The sequence below is a fragment of the Flavobacterium sp. genome, from assembly GCF_046153165.1.
GTDB lineage: Bacteria > Bacteroidota > Bacteroidia > Flavobacteriales > Flavobacteriaceae > Flavobacterium.
Map to the genome: position 1 here is coordinate 1 of NZ_JBJXEN010000083.1, position 13,930 is coordinate 13,930.

12 protein-coding genes are annotated in these 13,930 nt (G+C 30.2%); 2 read left to right on the forward strand and 10 right to left on the reverse strand.

Annotated features, from left to right (window positions below; translation table 11 throughout):
• Positions 1 to 399 precede the first annotated feature (399 nt).
• Positions 400 to 1,653, reverse strand: a complete 1,254-nt coding sequence (locus tag ACKVOV_RS09650; RefSeq protein WP_409206550.1) for an ABC transporter permease — start codon at positions 1,651 to 1,653, stop codon at positions 400 to 402.
• Between the two features lie 21 nt (positions 1,654 to 1,674).
• Between ACKVOV_RS09650 and ACKVOV_RS09655 the strand changes: the two genes are divergently transcribed.
• Entirely contained in the window at positions 1,675 to 2,958 is a 1,284-nt protein-coding gene (locus ACKVOV_RS09655) for an exo-beta-N-acetylmuramidase NamZ domain-containing protein (protein WP_409206551.1), read from the forward strand.
• Between the two features lie 190 nt (positions 2,959 to 3,148).
• On the opposite strand, the gene ACKVOV_RS09660 is transcribed toward ACKVOV_RS09655, so the two are convergent.
• From ACKVOV_RS09660 to ACKVOV_RS09670, 3 genes are all read right to left on the reverse strand, one after another.
• Positions 3,149 to 4,333, reverse strand: a complete 1,185-nt coding sequence (locus ACKVOV_RS09660) for a hypothetical protein (protein WP_409206552.1) — start codon at positions 4,331 to 4,333, stop codon at positions 3,149 to 3,151.
• A gap of 124 nt (positions 4,334 to 4,457) precedes the next feature.
• Positions 4,458 to 6,572 carry a response regulator gene (locus ACKVOV_RS09665; RefSeq protein WP_409206553.1) on the reverse strand — a complete coding sequence of 705 codons (2,115 nt, stop codon included), beginning with the start codon at positions 6,570 to 6,572 and terminating at the stop codon, positions 4,458 to 4,460.
• Positions 6,573 to 6,578: 6 nt separating this feature from the next.
• Positions 6,579 to 7,073, reverse strand: a complete 495-nt coding sequence (locus ACKVOV_RS09670; RefSeq protein WP_395057408.1) for a YkgJ family cysteine cluster protein — start codon at positions 7,071 to 7,073, stop codon at positions 6,579 to 6,581.
• Positions 7,074 to 7,142: 69 nt separating this feature from the next.
• Here ACKVOV_RS09670 and ACKVOV_RS09675 point away from each other — a divergent pair, with 69 nt between their 5' ends.
• Positions 7,143 to 7,844, forward strand: coding sequence for a class I SAM-dependent methyltransferase (locus ACKVOV_RS09675; RefSeq protein ID WP_409206554.1), 702 nt, complete (start codon positions 7,143 to 7,145; stop codon positions 7,842 to 7,844).
• A gap of 87 nt (positions 7,845 to 7,931) precedes the next feature.
• Here the strand turns inward: ACKVOV_RS09675 and ACKVOV_RS09680 are convergent, their stop codons facing one another.
• From ACKVOV_RS09680 to ACKVOV_RS09705, 6 genes are all read right to left on the reverse strand, one after another.
• Entirely contained in the window at positions 7,932 to 9,089 is a 1,158-nt protein-coding gene (locus ACKVOV_RS09680; protein ID WP_409206555.1) for an aminotransferase class V-fold PLP-dependent enzyme, read from the reverse strand.
• An 80-nt stretch (positions 9,090 to 9,169) separates the two neighbouring features.
• The gene (locus ACKVOV_RS09685; RefSeq protein WP_409206556.1) at positions 9,170 to 9,565 is read right to left on the reverse strand and encodes an energy transducer TonB; all 396 of its coding nucleotides are present in this window, start codon (positions 9,563 to 9,565) and stop codon (positions 9,170 to 9,172) included.
• Between the two features lie 261 nt (positions 9,566 to 9,826).
• Complete coding sequence (locus ACKVOV_RS09690) at positions 9,827 to 10,222, reverse strand: energy transducer TonB (protein WP_409206557.1); 396 nt, start codon at positions 10,220 to 10,222, stop codon at positions 9,827 to 9,829.
• 187 nt (positions 10,223 to 10,409) lie between these two features.
• The gene (locus ACKVOV_RS09695; protein WP_409206558.1) at positions 10,410 to 11,042 is read right to left on the reverse strand and encodes a 7-carboxy-7-deazaguanine synthase QueE; all 633 of its coding nucleotides are present in this window, start codon (positions 11,040 to 11,042) and stop codon (positions 10,410 to 10,412) included.
• 261 nt (positions 11,043 to 11,303) lie between these two features.
• The gene (locus ACKVOV_RS09700) at positions 11,304 to 12,998 is read right to left on the reverse strand and encodes a tetratricopeptide repeat protein (protein WP_409206559.1); all 1,695 of its coding nucleotides are present in this window, start codon (positions 12,996 to 12,998) and stop codon (positions 11,304 to 11,306) included.
• A gap of 15 nt (positions 12,999 to 13,013) precedes the next feature.
• On the reverse strand, positions 13,014 to 13,928 hold the full coding sequence (locus ACKVOV_RS09705; protein WP_409206560.1) for a PstS family phosphate ABC transporter substrate-binding protein: 915 nt from the start codon (positions 13,926 to 13,928) through the stop codon (positions 13,014 to 13,016).
• Between the last annotated feature and the right edge of the window lie 2 nt (positions 13,929 to 13,930).

Here is a 13,930-nt window from a genome sequence, read left to right on the forward strand (position 1 = left end):
ATGCGGGTGCAAAAGTAACACTTCTTTTCAATCTCACAAGTCCTTTTTGAATCTTTTTTAAAAGTATTTTCTAGTCATTTGGTTTTATGGAAGTTAGAATTGAAAGTTTTTTTGAATTTATTGAAAAATCAACAAACAGTAGAACATTCTAAGGGCTTTAGAGTCATATAAGCCATATTAAGGAAATGAAGAGTATGTCCTTATACTATATGTCTCATAATAATACTTTCTGAATCGGATTATAAAGATTTTAACTTAATTGATTGTTAATTAGCGTAAAGGATAGCAGTGGAAATCCTTTTTTGAGGTTTTTCACCGATAAAAAGATTGAAACGAATAGCCTGACCCGACCTTTTCGGGAGGGATACGCCATACTTTGACTATCCCCAACCGATGTCTTTAACTAAATTTAATGGCTTTTACTGGAGAAATTTTTGTTATTATATAGGAAGGAATTAGCAAAACTAGTAGACATATTGTAATTGTTCCTAGATTTAACAACAAGATTGACCATAAATTTATATTGACAGGGGCTTGGTTAACATAATAATTTTCTGGGTTAAGCTTTATAATACCTGTATATTTTTGAACAAGTAATAACCCTATTCCTATTATATTTCCCCACAAGAGCCCTTTTATAATTAAATGTGCTGCATTATAAAGAAATATTTTACGAACTGTCCAGTTATTTGCTCCCAACGATTTTAGTATTCCAACCATTTGTGTCCTTTCGAGAACTAAAACTAATAATGCTACAACCATATTAATAGTAGAAACTACTATCATGATAACAAGTATGACTATAATATTAAAATCAAATAATTTAAGCCATTCGAATATGTAATAGTATTTTTGAACTATGGTTTGGGTATCTAAGGTTTTTGAAGGATCGGTTTTATTTTGTGAATTGTTGTACACTTCGGCTCCTTTTTCTTCAATTTTATCAAAATCATTTATAAATACTTCAAAAGCACCTACTTCGGTTGGTTTCCATTTGTTGATTCGCTGAATGTGTCGAATGTCTCCTATTATATAGGTTGCATCGAATTCTTGGAATCCTGAGTTATAAATTCCAACAATAGTAAAAACTCGCAAATTTGGCATGTGATTACCGCTTTCTTTCATAAAGAAAGTATTGCATTTGTCTCCAAGTTTTAGTTGCAATCTGTTTGCTAAATATTCCGATATAAGAATTTCGGAGTTTAGTTCCGCTTTTAAGTTTGGAATCCTACCTTGTACTAAATATTCTGTCAGATTTTCCCAACGATATTCTTTTCCTACTCCTTTGAAAACTATTCCTTCAAAAGCTTTTTCGGTTCTAATAATCCCTGCTTTACTTGCTACGGCCTGAATATGTTGTATTCCTTCGACAGAAGTGAATTTGGGATAAAAATCCTGATTAGTCGATATTGGTGACAAACTAACTTGAGATTGATTGTCATCAAAATTTGAAATAAGTATGTGTCCGTTAAAGGCAGCTACTTTTTGGCGTATTTTTTGTTGTAGCCCTGTTCCAGTCGCGATAGAAACAATCATCATAATCATACCTATAGCAATAGCAGTTATTGCAATTTTTATTATTGGCGCAGATATACTACTTTTATTGTTTTTAGAAGTAATAAGTCGATTTGCTATAAAATATTCTAAATTCAAACGATTATAATTTATAAATTTATGTTCAAAAATACAGTTTTATTCCTTTTGATGATTGTTTTTTCTTGTGGAAGTACTAACAAATCAAAAGTTGAAAGTAAAAAGTTGAAAGTTGATATCGTTTCGACAAACAATCCAAATCAAATGATGAACACAAAAATATTGACCGGAGCCGATAATTCATCTGCATACCTTCCTTCATTGAAAGACAAAAGAGTTAGCATTGTAACCAATCAAACGGGAGAAATTAAACTTATTAAATCAATTGCACAAGTTGTGGATGTTAATGGTAAATATGAAGGCGAAGACATTGAATACAAAACTCTATCTATTGTCGATTTTTTAATAGAGAACAAAATATTAGTTCAAAAAATATTTGCTCCAGAACATGGTTTTCGTGGCACTGCCGATGCTGGCGAACATATCATTGACGGAAAGGACACTAAAACTGGCTTGCCTATTATTTCTCTTTATGGTGATAACAAAAAACCCAAACCCGAACAATTAGCAGGAATTGATATTATGATTTTCGATTTACAAGATGTTGGTGCAAGATTTTATACCTATATATCATCATTACATTATATTATGGAGGCTTGTGCCGAAAATAATATTCAACTCATCATTTTAGACAGACCCAATCCCAACGGAATTATTGTTGACGGACCTATTCTTGAAAAAGAATTTACCAGCTTCGTAGGAATGCATCCTATTCCAACATTACACGGGATGACTATTGGCGAATATGGTAAAATGATAAATGGTGAAAAATGGCTCAAAAACGGAATTCAATGCAAACTAACTGTTATACCTTGTTTGAATTACAAACGAGAAATGACTTATAGTCTACCCGTAAAACCATCACCCAATTTACCAAACGACCAAGCTATAAATTTATATGCCAGTTTGTGTTTTTTTGAAGGAACTAATATAAGTGTGGGTCGAGGAACCGAAAAACAATTTCAAGTTTATGGTTCACCTTATTTACCGATAAATGGTTTTAGCTTTACTCCTATTCCGAATTTTGGAGCAAAAGAACCAGTATATAAAAATATTGAATGTTATGGGGAAGATTTATCGGCTGTTGCCAAAGTAAAACAATTGGAGTTAAAATGGCTCATTAAAGCTTATAAAACTACTTCGGACAAATCGAAGTTTTTCAATCTTTTTTTTACAAAATTAGCTGGAACAAGGAAATTACAACAGCAAATTGAAGCTGGAGTTTCAGAAGCTGAAATTAGAAAATCTTGGGAAAGCGGATTGAAATCTTTTAAGGAAATGAGGAAGAAGTATTTGATTTATTAAATCTAATCCCTAACTAATCTCCTAAGAAAGAAAATCGATTAAAGTTTTTGTTTCAACGTCTCAAGAAATCGAATACTTCAACTTATACCATTATCGTACGAATATTATTTTCTACGAACTAAATTTATGATAATTTAAATCTTTACTGCTTCAAAACAAGTGTAAAATGAGTTTAAAGATTGTATTTTATTTATTTGATAAAATAATTTTTTTCTAATGTTGCTGTATTTGTTATTACATAAACATTTACCGTTTCCCCTGGTGCCATTATAAAACTACTTGCCCCACTCATGCCGGTTGTTGTTGTAATAAACTTAGCTGTTGTTAATGTATTTGAAACATTTGGGAAAATTGAATAATTTACTATTGTACAAGTAAAACCATCTGGCAAGTTTTCAGGAAATACAGGGAATCCGCTATTTTGACTATAAATTAATGACCCAGTAACATTTTGAGTTAAAGGACTAGCTATTATAGAAGTAGCTGAATATGTATTTAAAAGTGGTGATGTCCAAGAAGCGTTACCACTTGCATCTGATTGCAATACATAACCTGCCGCTGCACCATTGGTCATTTGAAAACTAGTGGTTTTTGTTTTACCATTAACTTCTAATTTTTCTGTAGGTATTGAAGTGCCAATACCTATATTTCTATTAGTGTCTAAAACTAATCCATCGATGTCATTTACTTGAATTGCAAAGTTCCCATTTCCATTCAACCCTTCATCAAAAAAATTAGAGGTAGTATTGTATGTCCAGCGCATTTGGGGTTTATAACCTCCAGTACCATTAAAACCTCCTAGTAAAATAGAACTATCACCACCTGGAGTCCAATTATAAGTTCTAAAATTACCATAATTTAAAGTTGATTTAATTGTGCCTAAAACATCCATGTTTGCGTCTGGTATTCCTATTCCTATTCCTACATTTCCATTGGATAATATTCTCATCCGTTCTAAATTGTTGGTACGTGTAACAAAATCAGTTGCGTCAATTGTTCCAATAAAATTTACTGTAGGATTAGTTGCTAAATTACCAGTTAAGCTCCATTTGTCTTTTTCTTCACTTGTAGTTAATCTAATCCATTTCGTAGCATTCCAATAATAATATCCCGGTGTTACATCGTTTATTGTTGCTATGTTATATACCATCTCTGATTCTGTTGGTGTAATTACAGTTTCAATTGTTGTTGCAGAAAGTGCAACTCTCGGAATTAACAACCCATCAGCATTTGTTGGATTTGTTGCAGTATCAGTTGTAATGTCTAGTGCACCTTGTGGATTGGTGTTTCCTATTCCAACTTGTGCTGTGACAAAAATGGGGGAACTTAACAGTAGTAATAAAACGCAGTTTAAATAATTTATCTTCTTAAACATAATCGTATTCGTTAAAAAATTTTAGCGAAATTACTTATAAATCATATGATAAAAGTGTACTCAATGCGCAAAAAAGTATATTAATCAAGCATTGATTAATTTTAAGAAATTGACAATCAATGTTTTATGAATTTTCAATAAATTCTTTGGGAGTCAGATTAGTATATTCTTTAAAACATTTGCTAAAATAATTGGAGGAACTAAAACCTGTTTGATAAGCAATTTCAGCAATGGTTGCTGTTTTATTGATGAGTTTTTCTTTGGCAAATTCCAATCTAATGTTACGTATATAAATACTGGTTGATACATTAACAAGTACTCTTATTTTTCGTAGCAACTGACTTTTACTCAAACCAATTTCTTTGGCTAATTCATCTGCACCAAATGAATCATCAAGCAAATGTTTCTCAATATGTTGTTTTATCGATTGCAAGAATTTATCTTCAGCAGAAACTAATCCTGCACTTTTTAAATTTTGAATTGAAAAAACTTCTATTTGTTTTTGCATTTTACTTTGTGCCGAAATTCTATTTTTTAACCGCAATAACAACTCCGTTTGATTGAATGGTTTGGTTAAATAATCGTCGGCTTTGTATTCTAATCCTTTTAATTTATCTTCTTCATTTGCCTTGGCTGTCAAAACAATAATTGGAATGTGTGATGTCCTGATGTCTTTTTTGAGTTGTTGTAGTAATTCTAATCCATCCACTTTTGGCATCATAATATCACTTATAATGACATCAGGTTTAAACTCAATTGCTTTTTCAATTCCTATTTTTCCATTTATTGCTTCAATAACATCATATTCTTTTGCAACTACTTCTTTAATATATTCTCTTAATTCATCATTGTCTTCAACTAGTAATACTACTTTTTTATTTTTTTTAGCATCAATTTCTTCATCTAAACAATATTCTTCAACAACTTCAATGGCATTCATTTGTACTTTTAAATTGTCTTTTGAATTTTGGATAAGTACAAAATCTACCTTATTCTTCTCTAAACTTTGAATAGTTATTGGTAAGTTAACTATAAAACAACTGCCTACATTTTTTTTACTAGTAACTTCAACAGTTCCTCCAATCGCTTTTACAAGTTCATTAACTAGTGCTAAACCAATTCCTGAACTGGCTTCCAATTCAACGTTAGAATAATAATATTGATTAAAAATATAAGGCAATTCTTCTTCTGAAATCCCTTTTCCTGTATCTGTTATTTTTAGTTGCAAATAATCTTTTGATGATAATGCTTCAAAAAAAACGCTATCCCCAACAGAAGAAAATTTAAAGGCATTTCCCAATAAATTTGAAATAATTTTAGCAACAGCATCAATATCTAAAAAAACTATTTGTAATCTTGAGTCTATTTTATTTTGAAATTTTATTTTTTTTGAATCTGATAAACTAGAAAAACTTAACATTTGGTCTATTATAAATGTTCTAAAATCGATTTCTGAAACTTCAACAATGCGTTGTTTGTTTTCTATTTTAGATAATTCTAATATCTGATTAACTAATTCTAACAGTCTATTAGAATTGTTTTTTATACTATCTGTATATTTTTTTGGTGCTTTAGCCATTTCTAAATTTTCATTTGCCCCTAATATCAAGGTTAATGGCGTTCTAATCTCATGAGAAATATTGGCAAAAAGATGTGCTTTTAAAGTGTCTATTTCTTTTAATTCTTCAACTTGTTTGTCAATTATAGTTTCATTTTTTTTAGCATCTTTAATAAACAATCGCATCATTAATGTTAACCCAATAAAAGTTAGTACTCCCAAAGGATTGTATATTTTTTGGTATCCTAAATTGAAAAAAGTAAAGTAGTAAACTAGTATTGTGGCATAAAACATTACATAAAATTGTTTACCCTTTAAAAAAAGTCCAGTAGCAATTAATGTAACTAAATATACTTGGATAATATCTTTTGACTTATCAACATAGTGTATAAATATAAATGGAATAATTAAACCCAAACTAATGAGTATTACATATTTCGTTGTTCTTTTTATAGATTTTATTGCATATAAAAAAAGCAGAAACAATATAGATAATCCTATAATCAAAGCACTATTATAGCTGCCTTTTAAAAAGTGTCTTACGCTGTTAAAAAAAAGAACAACACATTCAGCAAGAATTGAAAAATTGAAAATTTGAGCTCTTCTTAACTCAATTTTACTATTTATAACCTCTAATTTATAATTTCCTAATTTTCTTAAAAAGAATAAAATTTGTTTCATAAAGTATTACAAAGGCATTTTCAATTTCATTTTTTCTACAATATTAAATGCCGCAGGACAAATCGCAACATTTTTCAGGGTTAAATCTGTAATTTGATTAAACTTTTTTCTATCTGTATGCGGAAATTCTCGACAAGCTTTTGGGCGAACATCATATATAAAACAAGAATTGTCTTGGTCTAGAAAATTGCAAGGAACGGTTTGCAAAACATAATCTTGGTCTTCATCCATTCTTAAATACTGGTCGATAAACTGTTGTGGTTTCTGACGCAAATGTTTCGAAATACGTTCAATGTCGGCACTAGTAAAAAGTGGCCCAGTTGTTTTACAACAATTAGCACAATCTAAACAATTTGTTTTCTTAAATTCGGCATCATGCAAATCTTGCATCACATAATCTAAGTTTTTGGGCGGCTTATTTTTTAGCTTTACAAAATACTTTTTGTTTTCGATATGCTTATCTTTGGCTTCTTTAGGAAGTTGTTGTAAAATTTGTTTCAATTTTAAAGTTTAAAGTTGATGGTGCAAATTTAAACAACTTTAAACATCCAACCCTAAACTTTAAACAAAATGTTAGATCTTTTCGGAAAAGCCATACTCGATTACCAAACAAATAATTCACCAGAAGACCTTATTACCGAAACTTCTATTTCTGAGGCTGACGAAATGAGTGTTGTCTATTTGTTTCGGTCTTACGCCGAAATGCCCAAGTTGGAACAAAAAGCCTTGCAATTAGCAAAAGGGAAGGTTCTGGATGTGGGTTGTGGCGCAGGAAGTCATTCTTTATCATTACAAAACGAACGAAATCTTACCGTTACTTCAATAGATATTTCCGAAAAAGCAATTGAAGCTTGCCAACTTCGTGGTTTAAAAAATGCTCGTGTTGCCAATATTTTGGATATTGAAAACGAAAAATTCGATACCATTATATTATTAATGAACGGAACTGGAATTTTTGGAACATTAAAGGAAACAACCAAATATCTTCAGAAACTAAAATGCTTATTAAACCCAAATGGTCAAATCTTAATAGACTCTTCGGATATTATTTATATGTTCGACGAAGATGAAGATGGAAGTTACCTTATTCCTGCCGATGGTTATTATGGGGAGCTTACTTTTACAGTTCAATATAAAAGAGAAACCGAAGATACATTTCCTTGGTTGTATTTAGATTACAATACACTTCAAAACGCAGCGAATTCAAATGGTTTAAAATGCGAATTGGTTATGGAAGGTGAACATTTTGATTATTTGGCGAGACTTTTTTAGGAGCTAATCCCGCTTTCCGTTGCAATCTTTTGCTTTTTAAAGAAAAAAGCAAAAGGATTTCCACTATAATCGGGGCTATTATCAAGTTTACACTTCAATCAAATTCGTAGTTTTTATAATATCTTCCAATGCACTATACAAAACATCCAAATCTTCTTGCGAGTTGTAAGCATTTATAGAATATCTGATATAAATATCTCCATTAAGAGGCATCACGGGAATTTGAATTTTATATTTATCATATAATAAATCTTTTAAACCTTGCGGATTATTTGTTTTTAAAGGAACACTTGCCATTTGTCCAAGAAATTCAGAAGTAATAGGACAAATAGGATTTGTTCCTAATAAATCACAAAATCGCTGATAATTATCTAGAACAATTTGTTTGCATTCTTCTGATTTTTGTTTCCATTTGTTTTTCTCTAAAAAATTAATCACACTAGGAGTACAAACAAAAACAGATACATCACGAGTTCCTTGGTTTTCATGATAATCTAAAAACTGACTTTCACCAGGAAATAGACTTTCATAACCCCAACTCACTACTAGCGGATGTAAATCATTTTGAAATTCTTTTTTTACATATAAAAACGAACTTCCTTTTGGGGCTAACATCCATTTATGCAAAGTTCCAGTATAATAATCTGGATTTAATTCTTGAATATTTAAATCTATATGACCTGGAATATGTGCTCCATCTACAATTGTTATTAGTCCTAATTCTTGAGCTTTATCGCAAATTTCTTTTACTGGAAATAGTAAAGCTGTTGCACTTGACATTTGATTTATAAAAATAATTTTAGTTTTAGAAGAATATCCTTTCCAAAACTCTTCAAGGATTTGATCTTTAGATATAATTGGAAGAGAAATTTCTTGTCTAACATATTTAGCGCCAGATTTTTTACAATAAAAATGCCAAGTTCTATCCATAGCTCCATATTCATGATTGGTAGTTAGAATTTCATCATCCTCTTTCAAATTTAAACTATGCATAATTGTATTAATTGCAAATGTTGGATTTGGTGTAAAATAGAGATCTTGGGCTTCGCAACCCACATATTTTGCTAAACTTTCTCTAGCGGTTTTTAAATATCCTATTTGCTTTTTCTGGATAAACTGTACAGGCTCTCTTTCTAATTCTAATTGAAATCGTTGAAATTCTTCAAAAATTGGTTTCGGACATGCTCCAAATGAACCATGATTTAAAAAAGTGATATTCTTGTCGAGTAGAAATTGTGACTTCATTATTTTTATTTTGAATCTAATATAAATAAAAAAATCCCATCTGCAATATCAGATGGGATTTAAACTTATTTAAGATTTCACTATTGAATTTTTACAGGAAAATTATAAACTACTGGGACATTTACTCCATTTTGGCTTCCTGGTGTCCACTTAGGACATTTAGCTAAAACTCTTTTCACTTCTTTTCCTGCATTCCCAACTTCTTTTATAATCTCTATTTTACTTATGTTACCATCAACACCAATAACTATACTTACTTCAAGAGTACCAGTTGCAACTTCCTCCTCTTCGGTACTTGGTGCTTGATAATTTTTCATTACAAACCTCATGAACTCTTGTATTCCTCCTGGAAAAACGGGTTTCGTTTGCACTGTTTCATAAAGTACAGGTGTTTCACTTACTAGCCTCGTAGATGTTTGAGACGATAATAAGTTTGTACAAAAAGTACAAACAAATAAAATCAAAAATTTTCTCATAATTTATTATTTAAATCAATTAACAAATATTACCGGGGCAAGTAATTTCTATACAATAATATATAAGTATCGGTTAAGTGCAAAATAAAATCGATGAAATACATGAATACAAAATATATGTATAATTATTCCTACGTAAATAAAATAAAAAAATATTTGTTTTTACCACAATTAAAATATAACTAACTGATAAGCAGGTAAATAAAAAACTCATTTAACATTCTTGCTAAATGAGTTTTTTATAGACTAAAGATTCTAGAATTAATAACCTTTAATAGTAATCGGTAATTGAAAAGTAACTCTTACTGGTTTTCCGTCTTGCTCGCCAGGCGACCAATTTGGTGATTTTGAAACAACTCTAACTGCTTCTTCACCAGCTCCCGAACCAATATCTTTTAGTATTTTTATTTCAGAAATTTTACCGGTAGTTTCAACTACAAAACTGACTCTAACAACTCCTGAAAGCCCTTCTACTTCTGGAGTTTTAAAATTTTTTGCGATAAATTTCATAAACTCATTATATCCTCCTGGAAATTCAGGTTTTACTTCGGCATCTTCATAATTTATAGGAAGACTTTTTATAGCATTTAAAGATGCTTGCGCAAAAATAAATTGTGTTGCAAACATAGCTATGATTATTAGCAGATATTTTTTCATAATTGTGTGGTATTTTTGGTTAAATTTTATTTTAAACAAATTCCAAACATGTGCAATAAGTTACTTTTATTTGGGACGAAAATAAGTTTTAATATTTTGATTATTAAAACTTTACAAAAGTAAAACTATTGCTTATAACAAAAAAATAAAATCGTTGAAATGCTATTTTTATAGATGAATAACTTTCTTAAGGTATATTCAAATATTTGTGTGTTTGCAGAGATACTCTCCACTTTGGGTTATTCATTACATAATCAACAATAAGCGGTGTCATTTCCTCCTTTTTACTCCATTCTGGTTGAAGAAAAAGAATAGCGTTCTTATTTATTTTTGCAGCTTGTTCTTCTGCAAAAATAAAATCATGTTTGTTATAAATAATTACTTTTAATTCATGTGCAATTGCATAAGCATCATCTACTGGTAATTTATTTTTTTTTGGTGAAAGACAAAACCAATCCCAACTACCTGTTACTGGATATGCTCCAGAAGTTTCAATATGTACTTGAAGGTTTGCTGCTTTTAATTTTTGAGTTAAAACTGTCATATCCCAAGTAAGCGGCTCTCCTCCCGTTACAACAATAGTTTTTGCATGATTTTTTGCATTCTCGACAATAAGATCTGTTTTTGTTGGTGGATGTAGTGCCGCATTCCAACTTTCTTTCACATCACACCAATGACAGCCTACATCACAACCTCCAATTCGTATAAAATAGGCTGCTGTTCCTGTATGATATCCTTCTCCTTGTATAGTATAGAATTCTTCCATAAGCGGAAGCATTTCTCCTTTTTCGACGGCAATTTGTATTTCTTTTGTGAGCATTGTATATTAAATAGTTTGCAAAGATAGTGTTTTCGGATATTTGATTATTTATTGAAGAGTTTAAATTCCCGATAAAAAAATAAAATCTCAGGTATTCCTGACAGATTAAATATCGCTACCAGAAAAAATTGTCTGTCAAACTTGCAATGACAAGTTAAAAATGATAGTAAGAATATCTTTTACTAAGATTTAGAGCAAATTTAATCATAAAAAAACCGCCTTATTTATTATAACAAGACGGTTTTTAAAAGATTTTAAATTTTATTTTAGTGCTTTCTGCAAGTTTAATAAATCAGCATTTGTTGGTTCGATTACTAATGCTTTTGCTAAATAATCATTTGCTTTTACTTTATCTTTCTTATAATGTAAAGCAAGATTTTGATATGCTTCTACAAATTTTGTTTTATTTGCTGGTTTTGCAAGCTCAACATCTCCTTTTGCTGTTACCGCTTTTATATATTCTTCGTAACTTTTTGCCATTTGTTCTTGTGCAATTGGATCTTTGTCTAACAAACTGTTCACTCTAGCTCTGTATATATATGCATCTTGTGTAGTTGGAGAAGCTATTGATACATTATCGAATGCTTTGTCTGCCTTTTTTAATGCTACAATATCCATTTTGGCTGCATCTTTATCAGAATTTTCGAAATATAGAGCATATCCTAAATAGAAATTATCATATAAATAATTTTTAGAATTTGGGTTTGATGTTGCTACTTCATATATAGCCGCTGCATATTTATATAATTTTTGGTCAAAATATTTTTTACCAATATCATTCAAATCATTTGCCATCGGTTTATCTAAATCTACAGCCTTACGAAGATTAGCCACGGCAATTTGAAACAAAGCATCATTTATAACTGGTTTAGCTTCAGGTGTTGTCGGCGTTGGCGTTGCATTTTTCAATTGAGCTAGTCCTAAATATAAGTAATCTCTACCTATAACTTTGTTTGCGGGATTTGTTGTATAGTCAGTTAAAACTTTAATTGCATTATCTGTATTTCCGTTTTCATAAGAAGCATAACCTAAATAACGTAAAATTCTTGGATTTACTTTATCTAATTTTTTCATTTCGTTTGCTTCCTTTTCTAAAGCAACGTAATCTTTTGCTACAATTAAAAATTCTGCATGACGAAAACGTGAAGCCAAAGAATAATCTGTTAAGCTCATATATTTTTCATAATATGCTAAAGCTTTTGAAGTATATTCTGTATATTTAGATTTATCATTTGTTCCCCATTGAAAATAAGTTTCGGCTAATTCACGATATACTGGACCAAAGTTTGGATTTGTTGCCACTACTCCGTCAAATGCAGATTTTGCTTCCGCAAATGCTTTTGCTCCTTTTAGCAAAACTCCTAATTGCATTTTTGCACGAATCAATGTTGGGTCAGCATCAAGAGCATTGCTGTATGCTTTGTATGCTTCATTTTGATTTCTATCTAAATAATAAGCATCACCTAAAGCCATTTGCATTTGAGCATCGTTGGGATTTATAGTTTTTGCTTTTGTAATATTTAAAATTGCATTTTTATAATCTGGTTTTTCTGCATATGTAAACGCTTTTCCAATATAAATATACTGTTCAATATCTTTTTTCTTTATATCCTTTGTAGCTTGATCAAAATTAAATTGTGCTGCCGTAGCATTTCCATTATTTAAATCTATTTGACCTAGTCCTATATAGTTAAAACTTGCCCCTTCTTTTGTTGTTAATCCTTTTTCAAAAAATATTTTTGCAGAATCTTGTTGACTTTGTTGCAAATAAACATTTCCTAATAAAAAATCTATTTTACCATTATCCGGTTTTGCATTTAAAGCTGATTTTAAAATAGATTTTGCTTTTTCGTACTGTTCAGCATCAATAGCTTTTTTAGCTAACTCAATTTCTTGTGCGTAAGTAGAAAACCCAAATGCTACTAATGCAATACTGAAAAATTTAACTTTATTCATTTTAATTTGTATTAATTATTTCTTGTTGTTTATTTCTTTTCGGATTATAATATTTCTATTTGGAATTCTAACTGGAACAAGCCCTGATTTTAGAATAATACGTTGTCCTATTTCTCCTGCTACAAATGAAGCAAAACCCATGCCTAAACCTGAGAATGGCTGATAATTTAACATTTTTATTTCGCGAGTAAGCGGATACAATCCACTTGCTATATTGTCTTGACTTGGTTTTACAAAATCTTTACCATGTAAAGACTTAACACTTAATACCTTAACTTCATTTACGATCTCTTGCATTTTAGGCGTTGGCTGTGACAGCCAATTTACCCCAACAACTCCTATCATACCTTCATTTTTCGAAACAAATTGGATCACTTCATTATTGGTTTGAAAAGAAAATATTTTATCTTTAGGCAATACATTAATTTTTGCTAATTCTTTTATGTAACGAACTGTACTAGAGTTTGGATTATCAAAAACCAATCCTTTAAAATTATTTTGGTTTTTTCCTTGCACAAAAGTAATTACTTTCTCTAAATCGATAAGTGTATCATTGTTATTTTTGTGTGAAATAAATGCAATAGCATCTGTTGCTAATCGGGTAACTCTAGGCTTAATCTTTTTTATTTCGAAAATTTCTGATTCATTTTTTGTTAATTCTCTAGACAAAATAGCTAATTGCTGCTTATTTTTAGACAATAGCTGTACAATTTCTGACTCAGATTTACCAACCAATGTAATTGAAGCGTTATATTGATTTTCAAAAACATCTACTTGGTCTTCGATTACTGGAAGTAATGTCTCGTCTACAAGAATTGTTGCTTTACCTTTTAGAATAGTTTGTTCATCTTGACTCTTTGCTTTCTTATCGCAAGAAAATACAATAATAAAAGCAAAACTTATTAAAATTAAAAAACTTGATTTTCTCATTA

Coding starts and splice junctions, on each gene's coding strand:
- ACKVOV_RS09655 (WP_409206551.1), top strand. CDS start 1,675: ATGTTCAAAAATACAGTTTTATTCCTTTTGATGATTGTTTTTTCTTGT.
- ACKVOV_RS09660 (WP_409206552.1), bottom strand. CDS start 4,333: ATGTTTAAGAAGATAAATTATTTAAACTGCGTTTTATTACTACTGTTA.
- ACKVOV_RS09665 (WP_409206553.1), bottom strand. CDS start 6,572: ATGAAACAAATTTTATTCTTTTTAAGAAAATTAGGAAATTATAAATTA.
- ACKVOV_RS09675 (WP_409206554.1), top strand. CDS start 7,143: ATGTTAGATCTTTTCGGAAAAGCCATACTCGATTACCAAACAAATAAT.
- ACKVOV_RS09680 (WP_409206555.1), bottom strand. CDS start 9,089: ATGAAGTCACAATTTCTACTCGACAAGAATATCACTTTTTTAAATCAT.
- ACKVOV_RS09685 (WP_409206556.1), bottom strand. CDS start 9,565: ATGAGAAAATTTTTGATTTTATTTGTTTGTACTTTTTGTACAAACTTA.
- ACKVOV_RS09690 (WP_409206557.1), bottom strand. CDS start 10,222: ATGAAAAAATATCTGCTAATAATCATAGCTATGTTTGCAACACAATTT.
- ACKVOV_RS09695 (WP_409206558.1), bottom strand. CDS start 11,042: ATGCTCACAAAAGAAATACAAATTGCCGTCGAAAAAGGAGAAATGCTT.
- ACKVOV_RS09700 (WP_409206559.1), bottom strand. CDS start 12,998: ATGAATAAAGTTAAATTTTTCAGTATTGCATTAGTAGCATTTGGGTTT.
- ACKVOV_RS09705 (WP_409206560.1), bottom strand. CDS start 13,928: ATGAGAAAATCAAGTTTTTTAATTTTAATAAGTTTTGCTTTTATTATT.